Here is a 13,533-nt window from a genome sequence, read left to right as displayed (position 1 = left end):
GGAAACAACCATGACTATTCCACACTGGTGGCAAAACGGCGTTATCTATCAGGTTTACCCCAAGAGTTTTCAGGACACCACCGGCAGCGGCACCGGCGATTTACGCGGCGTGACCCAGCGTCTCTACTATCTGCAAAAGCTGGGTGTCGATGCCATCTGGCTGACGCCGTTCTATATTTCGCCGCAGGTTGATAACGGCTACGACGTCGCGGATTACCTGTCTGTCGATCCGGCCTACGGTACGCTGGAAGATTTTGACGAACTGGTGGCGCAGGCGAAAGCGCGCGGTATCCGTATTATTCTCGATATGGTGTTTAACCACACCTCAACCCAGCATGCGTGGTTTCGTGAGGCGCTGGATAAAGACAGCCCGTATCGCCAGTTTTATCTCTGGCGTGACGGTACGCCAGACAGTACACCGAACAACTGGCGTTCCAAATTTGGCGGCAGCGCCTGGGGCTGGCACGCCGCAAGCGAGCAGTATTATCTGCACCTCTTTGCTCCTGAACAGGCAGACCTGAACTGGGAGAACCCGGCGGTACGCGCCGAGCTGAAAAAAGTGTGCGAATTCTGGGCCGATCGCGGCGTGGACGGATTGCGCCTCGACGTGGTGAATCTTATCTCTAAAGATCAGAGCTTCCCGAACGATCCCGACGGCGATGGACGCCGTTTTTATACCGATGGCCCGCGCGCGCATGCGTTTTTACGCGAGATGAACCGCGACGTCTTCACGCCACGCGGCCTGATGACGGTGGGAGAGATGTCTTCCACCACACTGGAAAACTGCCAGCAGTATGCCGCACTCGATGGCAGCGAACTGTCGATGACCTTTAACTTTCACCACCTGAAAGTGGATTACCCCAACGGTGAGAAGTGGACGTTAGCCAAACCCGACTATGTGGCGCTGAAAACCCTGTTCCGCCACTGGCAGCAGGGCATGCACAATCAGGCCTGGAACGCGCTGTTCTGGTGTAACCACGATCAGCCGCGCATCGTGTCGCGTTTTGGCGATGAAGGTAAATACCGCATTCCGTCGGCCAAAATGCTGGCGATGGTGCTGCACGGCATGCAGGGCACGCCCTATATCTACCAGGGTGAAGAGATCGGCATGACCAATCCGCACTTCAGCCAGATTACCGATTATCGCGATGTGGAAAGCCATAACATGTTTGCCGAACTGAACGGTCAGGGGCGAGATGCCAACGAATTGCTGGCGATCCTCGCCAGTAAATCCCGCGATAACAGCCGCACGCCGATGCAGTGGGATGCCAGCCAACACGCGGGCTTCACCAAGGGCGAGCCGTGGATCAATCTGTGTGACAACGCGGCGGAGATCAACGTGGCGGCAGCGCTGAACGATACCGACTCGGTGTTCTATGCCTATCAGAGGCTGATCGCACTGCGCAAAACGGAGCCGGTGATCACCTGGGGCGACTATCAGGATCTGTTACCGGACAGCCCGCATCTGTGGTGCTATCAGCGCGAGTGGCAAGGGCAGCGACTGCTGGTCATTGCCAATCTGAGCGATACCTTCCAACGCTGGCAGCCGCCCCATACCGGGGGAAACTGGCAGGTGCTGATGCACAACTATGCCGAGGTCGCCAGCCAACCCGCAGACATGACGCTACGTCCTTTCGAAGCCGTCTGGTGGGTGCAAAAATAGCTTGCAATTGGTTTTGAGCCCGGTACGTATAGCGCTATCGGGCTTCAATGCTGACACTGCATTTACCTTCCTGTTTTTGTTGAATAATTAATCAGATTTTTCTTGCCACAATTTACAATCGCTGTACTGCCCGTCATCTGTACGCTCCGATTTTTACTTTGCGCTACATCAAATAAATCGTAAACATCCTTGATGCAAATCACTACATATAGAACTTAAAATGCACGCCGACCCAATATGTTGTATTAATCGACTACAATTGCTACAACTACAGTGCACCGCTTTACGGTGGAATTGTGGATAAAGTGGGTCAGGATTGCGGGAAGTCATTGGCCTGATAGATGAATAAACCCATAACCGCTTCCCCAACCTCTGTGGATAACCTGTTCTTATAAATATGGAGTGATCATGACACCGCATGTGATGAAACGAGATGGCTGTAAAGTGCCGTTTAAATCAGAGCGCATCAAAGAAGCCATTCTGCGTGCAGCTAAAGCAGCGGGAGTCGATGACGCAGATTACTGTGCCACCGTCGCAGAAGTCGTTAGCAGTCAGATGAATGAGCGCAGCCAGGTCGATATCAACGAGATCCAGACCGCGGTAGAAAACCAACTGATGTCTGGTCCGTACAAACAACTCGCCCGTGCGTACATCGAATATCGCCACGACCGTGATATCCAGCGTGAAAAACGTGGCCGTCTGAACCAGGAAATTCGTGGTCTGGTTGAGCAAACCAACTCTGCTCTGCTGAATGAAAATGCCAACAAAGACAGCAAAGTGATCCCGACCCAGCGTGACCTGCTGGCCGGTATCGTCGCCAAACACTATGCACGTCAGCACCTGCTGCCGCGTGATGTCGTCCAGGCACATGAGCGTGGTGATATTCACTATCACGACCTCGATTACTCGCCGTTCTTCCCGATGTTTAACTGCATGCTGATCGACCTGAAAGGCATGCTGACGCAGGGCTTTAAGATGGGTAACGCGGAGATTGAGCCGCCAAAATCCATCTCGACCGCGACCGCCGTCACTGCACAAATCATCGCGCAGGTTGCCAGCCACATTTATGGCGGCACCACCATTAACCGTATTGACGAAGTTCTCGCGCCGTTCGTCACCGAGAGCTTTAATAAGCACCGTAAAACCGCTGAAGAGTGGCAGATCCCGGATGCCGACGGCTATGCGCATTCTCGTACCGAGAAAGAGTGCTATGACGCATTCCAGTCCCTTGAGTATGAAGTGAATACCCTGCATACCGCCAACGGTCAGACGCCATTCGTCACCTTTGGTTTTGGCCTGGGAACCAGCTGGGAATCACGTTTGATTCAGCAATCCATTCTGCGTAACCGCATCGCGGGACTGGGTAAAAACCGTAAAACAGCCGTCTTCCCGAAACTGGTGTTCGCCATTCGTGACGGTCTGAACCACAAGTTCGGCGATCCAAACTACGACATCAAACAGCTGGCGCTGGAGTGCGCAAGCAAGCGTATGTATCCGGACATCCTGAACTACGATCAGGTAGTGAAAGTCACCGGTTCATTCAAAACCCCAATGGGCTGCCGTAGTTTCCTCGGTGTCTGGGAAAACGAGAACGGCGAACAGATTCACGACGGGCGTAACAACCTCGGCGTTATCAGCCTCAACCTGCCGCGTATCGCGCTGGAAGCACACGGCGATGAAGCCACCTTCTGGAAACTACTCGACGATCGCCTGGTGCTGGCGCGTAAAGCGCTGATGACCCGCATTGCGCGTCTGGAAGGTGTGAAAGCCCGCGTTGCGCCAATCCTGTATATGGAAGGCGCCTGCGGCGTGCGTCTGAAAGCGGACGATGATGTGTCTGAAATCTTTAAAAATGGTCGCGCATCCATCTCTCTGGGTTACATCGGCATTCATGAAACCATTAACGCGCTGTTTGGTGACAAACATCTGTACGACAGCGAGGAGCTGCGCGCCAAGGGTATCGCCATTGTGGAACGTCTGCGTCAGGCGGTCGACCAGTGGAAAGACGAGACCGGCTACGGCTTCAGCCTGTACAGCACGCCGAGCGAAAACCTGTGCGACCGTTTCTGCCGTCTTGATACCGCCGAGTTTGGTGTGGTGCCAGGCGTTACCGACAAAGGTTACTACACCAACAGCTTCCACCTCGACGTGGAGAAAAAGGTTAACCCGTACGACAAAATCGATTTCGAAGCGCCGTACCCGCCGCTGGCAAGCGGAGGCTTCATTTGCTACGGCGAATACCCGAATATTCAGCACAACCTGAAAGCGCTGGAAGACGTGTGGGATTACAGCTACCAGCACGTGCCGTATTACGGGACCAACACGCCAATCGATGAATGCTACGAGTGTGGCTTTACCGGTGAGTTCGAATGCACCAGCAAAGGCTTCACCTGCCCGAAATGTGGTAACCACGACGCCGCGCGCGTGTCGGTCACCCGCCGCGTCTGCGGTTATTTAGGCAGCCCGGACGCCCGTCCGTTTAACGCCGGTAAGCAGGAAGAAGTGAAACGCCGCGTTAAGCATTTGGGTAACGGGCAGATAGGTTAATCCGCTGTTACGTTAATGCCCGGTGGCGCTGCGCTTACCGGGCCTACGGACCGCACTCTTATTGTAGGCCGGGTAAGCGCAGCGCCACCCGGCATGGTTACAAGCTATGAACTTTCACCAATACTATCCCGTCGACATCGTTAACGGCCCCGGCACCCGCTGCACGCTGTTTGTGTCCGGGTGCGTGCATGAATGCCCCGGCTGCTATAACAAAAGCACCTGGCGGCTCAATTCCGGCCAGCCGTTTAGCAAAGAGATGGAAGACAAGATCATTGCCGATCTGAACGATACGCGAATCAAGCGTCAGGGGATCTCGCTCTCCGGTGGCGATCCGCTGCATCCGCAAAACGTGCCGGATATCCTGAAACTGGTACAGCGCGTTCGCGCTGAGTGCCCCGGCAAAGATATCTGGGTGTGGACTGGCTACAAGCTCGATGAACTCAACGCCGCGCAAATGCAGGTGGTCGATCTCATCAACGTGCTGGTCGATGGCAAATACGTGCAGGATCTCAAAGACCCGGCGCTAATCTGGCGCGGCAGCAGCAACCAGGTCGTACATCATTTGCGTTGATCGCTAAAGCCGTTTGTTTGCATCGAGATAAACGGCCGAATGTTCTCGCTTGCCGACCGCGACAACAAACACGGTCACAACCTCATCCCGAACCTGGTACACCAGACGATAGCCGGACGATTTAAGCTTAATTTTATAGCAATCTGGAAGACCGTTTAAACGGGCAGAGTCAATTCTGGGGTTCAACAACACGTCGGCCAACTTCTTCTTAAACTGAGCCTTCACCGTATCACCCAGTTTATGCCACTCTTTTAAGGCTCTCGGGTCGAATTCCAGTTCATAAGTCATCCAGACTAACCTTGATTCCTTTTTGCGGGCTGGCCAGCCTCTCCCGGACTGTCTGAATCAGTGTATCTTCGCTGTCGCTAACGGTGACGGTTTTCACTGGCATGCGCCCCGTTTCCGCGACGTACTGAAACAGTAATCGCACAGCTTCCGTTGGAGTAATGTTCAGTTTTTCCAGCACGGCATAAGCCTCATTTTTGAGTTTGTCATCCAGACGGACGTTCAGCGTGGCCATTATGCCTCCAGTAGAATCGAATGTGTAATGCAGTTTAGCATTACATACGCATTACATCGAATTCTGGATAACGCCTCTCAAAAACGACTGACACACTCCATGGCGACGGTTTTGAACTCGGTGAAATTCCGGCATGCGCAGAGCCGCGTCATGGCGCGTTCACGCAGGAAGGTGACGAAAATATCGTAGATCGCCATCGCTTCTTCGTACTCGCTTTTACTAATGGCGAGCAGGAAGATCACGTGCGCGGTTTCATCGCCCCAGGCAATACCCTGCGGGGCGAGGATGGTGTAGACCACCGTTTTCTTTGCCAGCAGACCGAGGGCGTGCGGCAGCGCGATGCCATCACCCAGCATAGTGCTGACGATGGCCTCACGTTCAACCACCGAATCAAGAAACTCCGCGTCGACAAAACCTTCATCCTGCAACTGATGGCATAACGTTTTGAACAGCGTCTGCTGATCCATGGTGCCGTCGATCACGCGAAAATGGGCGGCATCGAAAAATTTATTCAGCATCCACGGGCGGGTTCTGTCCACCAGCACCAGCTTGCCAATTTGCTCCAGTTGATAATCGGTCGGAAACGGCGCAATCATCGCTACGGGCTTATCTTTTTCACCGATCCGCGCGGTAGAGATAACAAAATCTTCGCTGATGCTTTCCCGCTGTTCGTAGTCGCGCAGCGTGACGGTATCGACGATCTCTATCTGCGGATACTTACGCGCCAGCACCGCTTCAATCATCCGCGCCATCGCATTTCCGGCATCGCATACCAGCAGAACTTTCGGCTGTCTCTGGTAACCAATGTTGTAACTACGTTCCAGCCCCACGCCAATATGCAGGACCAGAAAGCCAATCTCATTTTCACTGATGGTATACGGCGTATATTTCCCCCATCCCGAGACGGCGGCCAGCGTCATATCCCATGCCATCGGGTAGTGCTGTTTAATATTTTCCAGCAACGGATTAGGGATCATTATCTGGTAACGCACGCGGGTGATCATCGTCTTAATATGCGTCAGCAGGTCAGCATGCAACTGTTTGTCATTCAACAGGTTGTAGTTGTACTGGGTGTTGATAAAACGCAGGATGTAATTGACCAACGCTTCATCATCATCCGCATTGATAGCACTGGGCGCGATCTCTTGTACCTGGCGGGCAGCAATATGCACCTGTAGCCAGTTTTCTTCGGAAACGGAAAGCGGTTTGTCTGCCAGCCGGTGCAGGACCGCAGCAATCTCACGCGCGGCCAGGCACACCGCCTGTTCAGTTTCTTCAGCAGCAAACTCCGGCAATGGATACCCTTCACTAATCCGCCGTATCGCCACCGCGCAGTACAAGCGTAAAAACAGCTCGCCCTCGTCGGTCAAACGAATATGAAAACGAGCAAAAATATCCTGTAAAACGGGCTGTAGCTGCTCAGGGATCCCGGCATTCAGCGCCTCCTGCATCACTAACGGGTGCTGCGGATCCTGCTGTGCCAGCGTCCACAACAGATCGGTCAAACAGGCGCGGATCGCCATCTCGCTGCCAAACAATTTCATGCCGTGACGGGGGCGCGTTTCCAGCGTCAGACGATAACGTTGCAAGTGTTCACGGACTTCGGCCATATCGTTTTGCAGCGTCGCACGACTGATAAACCATTCATCAGCTAAATCTTCAAGCTTTAGCGAAAAGGCCGACGTCAGAAAACGGACCACCAGCCAGTGTACCCGCTCCTGGCTGGTTCGCGGGATGCGCAGCAACGTTTCAGGCTGCTGCGTTTGCAGAGAGTGATAACTTGCCGGGTCGTCAATTTTGAGCTGATAACCGCTGCCCCGGCTGAGGACAAACTGCGCGCCGTACTGAGTAAGCAGCGCGTTTAGCGCAGTGATATCCGCCCGTACGGTGCGTGTGGAAACCGACAACCGCTGCGCCAGCTCGTCCTGTGGAAGCGCTTCGTTTTGCAACATATCAAACAGCTGTGCTAAACGTTGGTTGGGGAATCGCACGTCAGTCTCCTCATCTGTCAGTTAGCCTATGCAAGCCCGGGTCATCGCCATCAGTTGGCGCACGTCGTCCGGGCGGGTGTTACCACTCACCTTATCAATAATCGAACTATAGATGTGAGGAATGATTTTGCTCACTCCGGCATCCAGGGCGATCTGCAGGATTTCAGTAAAATTATCCAGATCGATACCCCCGGTAGGCTCCAGCCAGAAGTCATGCCGGGCACAGGCCTGCGCGACGGCGATGTACTCGTCACGGCATTTCAGGCCGCCCATCGGGAAGTATTTAATCGAGCTACCGCCCATATCTTTGAGCAGCGCAATTGCGGTTTCTACCGGCACAATGCCGTCCGGCGTCTGGCTGCTCAGCGGACCGGTGGAGATTTTCACCATCCCCGGCGTACCCGTTGGCGAGACCAGACCGTTGACTACCGTCTCCTGCTGGCCCAACAGCGCCCGACTGGTCGCCACGCCGGTAAAGACCTGATTAACATGCTGCGGCTGTACCTGACGGGAGATCTCACTGACCATCGCCGACTGGTTTGGATCGCCCGCTCCCAACCCCACTGAAAGCGCATTGTCGATAAGCGCTGCGTATTCACGCATATCCGCGACCGCGCTTGCGACATCCGGGTAATTTTTTGACAACACGCCGACCAGCACGTGTCCTTCCGCCGCCGCGTAAATATCCCGCGCATTTTCTTTGGAGCCTGCCAGCACGTTCAGGCAGACGCGGTCGCGATAAAAGTTAGGGGTCAGTTTCATGCGTTTTTCTCCTGCGAAATCACTTCACCAATTCGACGGGCCACAATTTCCAGCTGCGCGCGATCCACGCTGCGCACATCGGCTTCGATAATGCCTTCGTTGGCTTTGTACCCACGGAAGTAAATCGCGTACTCGCCGTGTTTCAGGGCTTCAACCAGTTCGCCCGTGGCGATACCAGTTACCGCTTCGTCAAACTTAATTTCGGTACGGGCGATGTCGCGCCCTGCGCTGTCCCACACCACGCGGGCGCTGACGCCATTAAAGGAATTTAGCGCATTAATGAACGGCGTCATTTTCTCGACCATCTCCGCACCGCTCTCTTTCTGCGCGTTCAGATACAGTTCGATAGCGCAGGTCAGGCCAAGAATCCCCTCTTTGCCCACCTTCATCGCCCGGCCGATCCCCGCCGTCTGGCGTTTCACCCACTCAACATACTGGGTTTTGCCAATCACCAGTCCACTGGTTGGCCCTTCAATCGCCTTTGCGCCGCTATAAATCACCAGATCCGCACCAAGGCGGTAGTAGCACTGCAAATCTTCTTCCGCCGCCGCATCCACGATCAGCGGCAGGTTATGCGTGCGCGCCACCACCGCGGCCTGCTCCACGCTGAGCATGCTTTTCTGTACGCAGTGGTGAGATTTGATATACAGAATCGCCGCCGTGCGCGGTGTAATGGCTGCCGCCAGCTGTGCCGCGGAACATTCATTGGCATAGCCCGCTTCCACCAGCTTGCCGCCGCCGAGCGCCACCATAGTGCCTACCGGTGCGCCAAAGTTGACGTTGTGGCCTCTGGGCAGCACGATTTCGTTGTTCTCGATGGGCGTAACGTGCAGATTTTCCAGCAGCCAGTCGCTGTCTTTCACCAGCACCGCAGCCACCGACTGGGCGATTCCAGCCGATGCGCAGGAGACGACGGTCGCCCCTTCCACTTCCAGCAATTTCGCGATGTAGTCGCCGGTTTTATTGACCAGATCTTTCATTTCGAAGTACTGATTCATCCCCGCCATCGCCGCTTCAACCACTTCTGGTCGCGGCGTGGAAACGCCGAGCGCCGTCATGCGGCCTGATGTGTTAATCACCTGTTTTAAATTGTATTTCTCAAAAATCGAAGGCATGTTCCGCGCTCCCTTGTTCGGTCATATAGCCCTTGCCCGCACGTATTGCGGCAAGCGGCACCAGCATTTGTTCAGCCTGCAGGCTGTCGTTTTCAGCATCTACCAGCACGGTTGGCTGGCGCTTAAGCGTAAAGAGGGTTAAATCGGCATCCAGACCAACCTGCAGTCGCCCTTTCTGTTTCAGACGCAGGCCGTCAGCGGCATTGGCGGTCACGCACTCAATGACCTGTGGGAGCGACATCCCCATGGCGAGAAATTTCGACATCACATTCGCCAGGGAATACACCGGACCGCTGATACGGTTGCGGCAATAAATATCGGAACTGATGGTGTGTGGCAAAATCCCCAGTTCAATAGCGCGTTTTGCCACCGCAAAGCTCAGGCTGGCGGTGCCATGCCCAACGTCCAGACGCACGCCGCGTGAAATCGCCCGCATCACTGACGCCCGCAGCTCGCCTTGCGGCGTCAGAATGCGATTCGGCTTACCGTTGTAACAGTGGGTAATGATGTCACCCGCGCTCAGGCGCTCGGCGATCTCATCCAGGTCCGGCGGGTTGTTACCGATGTGCACCATCAGCGGCAGGTCACCGTTCTGCGTTTGCATCGCTTTGGCGCGATCCAGCGGCGTGATGCCATTTTCACCGACCACGCTGCTGCTCATGCGTGCCTTCAGGCCGACAATAAAATCAGGGTGGCGTTTCACCGCCTGGCGCACCGCATCGGCGTCAATATTGGCCATGTTAGCCAGCTCGTTCTGGGCGATAAGCCCAACGCGGGAGATGTTCAGCAGCGCATACACTTCCGTCACCGCTTCCCGGGTCAGGGTGTAAAAATCGTCGATATCATCCGCCCCGGTACTGCCCGCATCCACCACCGTGGTAACGCCGGTCGCAATACCGACGCTATCCGGCTGGTCGTGGTAAATAGGGGATTTCGGGTAGCAATGAACGTGGGAGTCAATCCAGCCTGCGCTGACGTAGCACTCGCCGCCCAGCTCAATGGTTTTCAGCGCCGGGCCATCAACTTCGCCCAACGCCGCGATCTTGCCGTCTTTCAGCGCAATATCGCTCACCGTATCGTCAACGAGGCGCGCACGGCGCAGGAGTAAATCAAACATCGCTCTCTCCTATGCCGGATGGCGGCGTAACCGCCTTATCCGGCCTGCAAATCAACAGTTAGCTAATGGCAATCGGGAAGATGGACCCGAGGATCATTGCCCCAAGGATCGCCCCGCCGGTAATCGGTTTTTGCCACAGATAAAACAGCAGCGCACCCGCCAGAGAACCGATTCCGATAGGAATAGAAGCCGTCATCGCGCTGAGGATAATCAACGGTCCGAGGAAGCGGCCGGAGGCGTTACCGGCCCCCATCATGACGTCCGCACCGTAGGTTGAATCGCTCTGGTTGATGGTGAACTTACGCGCCAGAATGATGATGTAGCCAATCGCCAGACCAATCACCAGACCGGTGACCAGCGAGGCGGCAAAGTTGGCGACCGGGAAGATAATGCCCGCGCCCAGCAGCAGCGCCGGAACACCTAACCCGACCCCGGTCTGAATCGCGCCGCCGATATCCAGAATCCCCACCAGCGAACCTTCAATGATGCGGGCAAACAGGAAACTTGCGCCAAATGCCGCCACCGCGCCGTAAGAGCCGGTGTCCATTCCCGCCTTTAGCATCGCCACAAAAGCGACTTCGTTAAATGCGCCGATACCGTACAGGTAGTACATGTGCGTTCCGGCAAAGACGCCAGAGGAGAGCAGGCCAACGAAGATCGGGAACGACCAGTCGGCAAACCAAAAACCTTTATTCTGTTCCATGATGGCCTCCGTTATTTGCCGCTGAGCGAGTTGTGGATCAGTTCCAACCAGTTAGGCACGGTCAGATGGAAGGACTCGATCATCTTCATGTCGAAACCGCGGAAGAAGCCGCTCAGGACAAACAGTGCGACGATAGCTACCATCATCACTTTCGTGACGTGGTTCCAGCCGCTTTCTTCAACACCTTTGCCGATCAGAATGCCGAGCACCAGCCCCGGAACGGCGTTGCCCATGATCAGTTGCGCCGCGCCGCCAAAAACGGTGGCCCAGAAGCCGGATTTCTTACCGGCATCGATCGCCGCCAGCCAGAAGATCACCGGCATCACGGTATTAACCAGCAGGTTAGCCGCAGGCACCAGCACCTTGACGGCGGTAACCTGCAGCGCTTCCGGTACGGATGACGCGGTGAGGTTCAGGAAGGTCACGACAATCATCCCGATAACGCCACAGGCAATCGCCATGCGTTTGGGATCGTGTAGCGTTTCACCGACGTTGCGGTTTTTAACCATCAGCGCGGCGGCACCCCAGTTGGGAATGATGCGATGGTCGACATCCTGTGTGAACGCCCCCGCCGCAACGGAAGAAGCCCAGGCGTTAAAGAAGAAGCCCAGGCCGAACGAGAAGTGAGAAGCCGGATCCCCTTCGCAGGAATTCAGTTCTCCCAGAGTACGAAACGCGCCCATCCCTTGAGTGGTAGGCGCATGAAACATGCGTGCAGCCCCAGCGCCGACACCGACGCCAACCAGGCCACCAATGATGAGCGATTTTATTAATATTATCAGGAACATATTTATGCCTTTTAATAAAGAATCAGCGTTGCGTAACGAAATCCACCTTGTCGAGATTGATGGCAGTCACGTTGACGGTCACATCCAGCTCCACGCTGAAGGTGCGTCTTTCCCGGCGCAGAAAGAGGAATAAAAACGCCTCTTTGCGCACCGTTTCACGCGCTTGAACAACCTGCACATCCTGTGGCTCAATACGCAGTAAGATATGCGGCGACGCTTTCATCACCGCAGCCTGAACGTGGTTCAGGGCATCGGCAAAGGCGCGCGCTTTGGCCTCGCCCTTGCCAGTGACTCTCACCGTTGTGGTGAATTGCTCTTTCATACTTAAGCGCCGTGTTTCTTTTGCCAGGCCTGCACCAGGCGCTCGCCGAGCTCTTCTTTGTCCATAAAACCGAAACCCAGCACGTTGCAACCTTCGTTGATGGCCGTTACGCCTTCATCAACCGAGCGCATGCCATATTTCGCCTTGTAGCCGTATTTGGTCTGTGCGGTAATCGCCCCTGCCCCGCCACTGCCGCAAAACGAGATACCAAAGGTGGCGTTTTCCGCTTTCATTACGTCACCCAGCTTCATGTCAGCCGCCACGCCCGGTACCACAACCGCACGGCCACCCGCTTTCTCAACGCCTGCCGCCACTTTCTGGCCTTTACCCAGACGATCGCCAATCACTACGGTAATCTGTTCCATCTTTTGCTCCTTAAAGGTTGTCTTTCGCGACTTCGAAGTGCACCGACAGCAGCCAGGCTTCTTCCTCGGGAAGATTGCCAAACTCGGCGACCACGTCGCGGGCAAGCGCCATTGACTCGGCAGAAATTTCATCAAATAAGCTGGCATCGACTTCTGGTAAGGGTTCACCCGTTATCGAGCGGTGCGCCATGGCGCGAACATGCGATGTCAGCATCTGTTCCTGTACGGCGTTGGGAATAATGTGGCGTTCACGCAGCAAGGCATATACCTGCGCCAGCATGCGGTCGGCCAGTTCCACCGATTCCCCCATGTCATTCATTACAGCTCCGTTATTCACTCGTCTTACCCCACTAATGGCTCTGAGGGTAAATTAGCGGTGGGGGTTAAAAGTTTGTAGCGAGTTGTTTTCCACTTCGAAGTGGAAAGGGGGTCAGCGATAGTGATCTGTGCCGCAAAACGGGCCGGGTTCACGATTTATCACTGGAAGAATGTGATTGAGATCGCAAGAGTGAGCCGCAAAATGGCAGGAAATGCGAACAATGAATGGGCGATAAAAATGAAAAAATGTGATGGGGATAGCGTTTACTTATGGGGCGTGCAGTAGCGGGGGATTTTATCCGGCCTACGGGTATGCAGGCCGGATAGCGTAGATTAGCGGAACTTCTTGTGGTTTTCGTTGCGCGTGGTTTTCAGCTCTTCCGCAACGGCTTTCGCCTCTTTGACTTTACCTTCGTTCGCCAGCTTAAGCGCACCATCAATCTGGCCGATCAGCGTGTCAAAACCGTGGCGGAAATCCTTCATCTCCGGGCTGTCCGGGGATTTGTTTTCCAGCTTCGGCGGCGTGGCCTTTTGAGCATCCAGCGCGGCTGCACGCATTTTGGTTAACGCATCTTTCAGTTCAGTCGCATTATCCGTTTTTTCAACGATCTTCAGGTTGTCGTTGAGGATCCCCATGTCGTCTTCAAGATCGGCTGCAAACGCAGAAGAACCAAGAACCAGCGTTGAAGCCGCGACGATCGCTAACAGGTGTTTACGCATTGCTCACTTCCTTTTTTATTATTAAAAATTA

General features: G+C 54.9%; 15 protein-coding genes. 3 read left to right on the top strand and 12 right to left on the bottom strand.

Annotation, left to right across the window (positions count from 1 at the left end):
* Positions 1-10: 10 nt before the first annotated feature.
* From treC to nrdG, 3 genes are all read left to right on the top strand, one after another.
* Positions 11-1,663 carry an alpha,alpha-phosphotrehalase gene (gene treC, locus AL515_RS04280; protein WP_061067125.1) on the top strand — a complete coding sequence of 551 codons (1,653 nt, stop codon included), beginning with the start codon at positions 11-13 and terminating at the stop codon, positions 1,661-1,663.
* Positions 1,664-2,071: 408 nt separating this feature from the next.
* Positions 2,072-4,210 carry an anaerobic ribonucleoside-triphosphate reductase gene (gene nrdD, locus AL515_RS04275; protein WP_061067124.1) on the top strand — a complete coding sequence of 713 codons (2,139 nt, stop codon included), beginning with the start codon at positions 2,072-2,074 and terminating at the stop codon, positions 4,208-4,210.
* Between the two features lie 106 nt (positions 4,211-4,316).
* Positions 4,317-4,781, top strand: coding sequence for an anaerobic ribonucleoside-triphosphate reductase-activating protein (gene nrdG, locus AL515_RS04270; protein ID WP_005134199.1), 465 nt, complete (start codon positions 4,317-4,319; stop codon positions 4,779-4,781).
* Positions 4,782-4,784: 3 nt separating this feature from the next.
* On the opposite strand, the gene AL515_RS04265 is transcribed toward nrdG, so the two are convergent.
* The 12 genes from AL515_RS04265 to cybC form a co-directional block, all read right to left on the bottom strand.
* Positions 4,785-5,069 carry a type II toxin-antitoxin system RelE family toxin gene (locus tag AL515_RS04265; RefSeq protein ID WP_003839578.1) on the bottom strand — a complete coding sequence of 95 codons (285 nt, stop codon included), beginning with the start codon at positions 5,067-5,069 and terminating at the stop codon, positions 4,785-4,787.
* Positions 5,059-5,301 (bottom strand): type II toxin-antitoxin system RelB/DinJ family antitoxin, encoded by a 243-nt coding sequence (locus AL515_RS04260; RefSeq protein WP_003839576.1) that lies wholly within the window; start codon positions 5,299-5,301, stop codon positions 5,059-5,061. The genes AL515_RS04265 and AL515_RS04260 overlap by 11 nt, the downstream gene beginning before the upstream one ends.
* Before the next feature lie 77 nt (positions 5,302-5,378).
* Positions 5,379-7,292, bottom strand: coding sequence for a BglG family transcription antiterminator (locus AL515_RS04255; RefSeq protein WP_061067123.1), 1,914 nt, complete (start codon positions 7,290-7,292; stop codon positions 5,379-5,381).
* A 21-nt stretch (positions 7,293-7,313) separates the two neighbouring features.
* Positions 7,314-8,054 (bottom strand): 2-dehydro-3-deoxy-phosphogluconate aldolase, encoded by a 741-nt coding sequence (dagF, locus tag AL515_RS04250; RefSeq protein WP_048212847.1) that lies wholly within the window; start codon positions 8,052-8,054, stop codon positions 7,314-7,316.
* The gene (locus tag AL515_RS04245) at positions 8,051-9,169 is read right to left on the bottom strand and encodes a DgaE family pyridoxal phosphate-dependent ammonia lyase (RefSeq protein WP_061067122.1); all 1,119 of its coding nucleotides are present in this window, start codon (positions 9,167-9,169) and stop codon (positions 8,051-8,053) included. Before AL515_RS04245 ends, dagF begins: the two co-directional genes overlap by 4 nt.
* The gene (locus AL515_RS04240) at positions 9,153-10,286 is read right to left on the bottom strand and encodes an amidohydrolase/deacetylase family metallohydrolase (protein ID WP_061067121.1); all 1,134 of its coding nucleotides are present in this window, start codon (positions 10,284-10,286) and stop codon (positions 9,153-9,155) included. The genes AL515_RS04245 and AL515_RS04240 overlap by 17 nt, the downstream gene beginning before the upstream one ends.
* 58 nt (positions 10,287-10,344) lie before the next feature.
* Entirely contained in the window at positions 10,345-10,989 is a 645-nt protein-coding gene (locus AL515_RS04235) for a DUF4310 family protein (RefSeq protein WP_003830379.1), read from the bottom strand.
* A gap of 11 nt (positions 10,990-11,000) precedes the next feature.
* The gene (locus AL515_RS04230) at positions 11,001-11,777 is read right to left on the bottom strand and encodes a DUF4311 domain-containing protein (protein WP_005134210.1); all 777 of its coding nucleotides are present in this window, start codon (positions 11,775-11,777) and stop codon (positions 11,001-11,003) included.
* A gap of 22 nt (positions 11,778-11,799) precedes the next feature.
* The gene (locus AL515_RS04225) at positions 11,800-12,099 is read right to left on the bottom strand and encodes a DUF4312 family protein (RefSeq protein WP_038636649.1); all 300 of its coding nucleotides are present in this window, start codon (positions 12,097-12,099) and stop codon (positions 11,800-11,802) included.
* 2 nt (positions 12,100-12,101) lie between these two features.
* Entirely contained in the window at positions 12,102-12,464 is a 363-nt protein-coding gene (locus tag AL515_RS04220; RefSeq protein WP_003830384.1) for an SFCGS family glycine-rich protein, read from the bottom strand.
* 10 nt (positions 12,465-12,474) lie between these two features.
* On the bottom strand, positions 12,475-12,783 hold the full coding sequence (locus AL515_RS04215; RefSeq protein ID WP_048212850.1) for a glycine dehydrogenase: 309 nt from the start codon (positions 12,781-12,783) through the stop codon (positions 12,475-12,477).
* Between the two features lie 332 nt (positions 12,784-13,115).
* A complete protein-coding gene (cybC, locus tag AL515_RS04210) occupies positions 13,116-13,502 on the bottom strand; it encodes a cytochrome b562 (RefSeq protein ID WP_061067120.1) in 387 nt (128 codons plus the stop codon).
* Between the last annotated feature and the right edge of the window lie 31 nt (positions 13,503-13,533).

This window comes from Citrobacter sp. FDAARGOS_156 (assembly GCF_001559235.2).
Taxonomy (GTDB): Bacteria; Pseudomonadota; Gammaproteobacteria; order Enterobacterales; family Enterobacteriaceae; genus Citrobacter; species Citrobacter youngae.
Note: the sequence above shows the minus strand (reverse complement) of the source record. Positions and strands in the feature narration are given on the sequence as shown.

Excerpts from the sequence above, each read along its gene's own strand:
- treC (WP_061067125.1), top strand. The coding sequence starts at position 11 with ATGACTATTCCACACTGGTGGCAAAACGGCGTTATCTATCAGGTTTAC.
- nrdD (WP_061067124.1), top strand. The coding sequence starts at position 2,072 with ATGACACCGCATGTGATGAAACGAGATGGCTGTAAAGTGCCGTTTAAA.
- nrdG (WP_005134199.1), top strand. The coding sequence starts at position 4,317 with ATGAACTTTCACCAATACTATCCCGTCGACATCGTTAACGGCCCCGGC.
- AL515_RS04265 (WP_003839578.1), bottom strand. The coding sequence starts at position 5,069 with ATGACTTATGAACTGGAATTCGACCCGAGAGCCTTAAAAGAGTGGCAT.
- AL515_RS04260 (WP_003839576.1), bottom strand. The coding sequence starts at position 5,301 with ATGGCCACGCTGAACGTCCGTCTGGATGACAAACTCAAAAATGAGGCT.
- dagF (WP_048212847.1), bottom strand. The coding sequence starts at position 8,054 with ATGAAACTGACCCCTAACTTTTATCGCGACCGCGTCTGCCTGAACGTG.
- AL515_RS04245 (WP_061067122.1), bottom strand. The coding sequence starts at position 9,169 with ATGCCTTCGATTTTTGAGAAATACAATTTAAAACAGGTGATTAACACA.
- AL515_RS04240 (WP_061067121.1), bottom strand. The coding sequence starts at position 10,286 with ATGTTTGATTTACTCCTGCGCCGTGCGCGCCTCGTTGACGATACGGTG.
- AL515_RS04235 (WP_003830379.1), bottom strand. The coding sequence starts at position 10,989 with ATGGAACAGAATAAAGGTTTTTGGTTTGCCGACTGGTCGTTCCCGATC.
- AL515_RS04230 (WP_005134210.1), bottom strand. The coding sequence starts at position 11,777 with ATGTTCCTGATAATATTAATAAAATCGCTCATCATTGGTGGCCTGGTT.
- AL515_RS04225 (WP_038636649.1), bottom strand. The coding sequence starts at position 12,099 with ATGAAAGAGCAATTCACCACAACGGTGAGAGTCACTGGCAAGGGCGAG.
- AL515_RS04220 (WP_003830384.1), bottom strand. The coding sequence starts at position 12,464 with ATGGAACAGATTACCGTAGTGATTGGCGATCGTCTGGGTAAAGGCCAG.
- AL515_RS04215 (WP_048212850.1), bottom strand. The coding sequence starts at position 12,783 with ATGAATGACATGGGGGAATCGGTGGAACTGGCCGACCGCATGCTGGCG.
- cybC (WP_061067120.1), bottom strand. The coding sequence starts at position 13,502 with ATGCGTAAACACCTGTTAGCGATCGTCGCGGCTTCAACGCTGGTTCTT.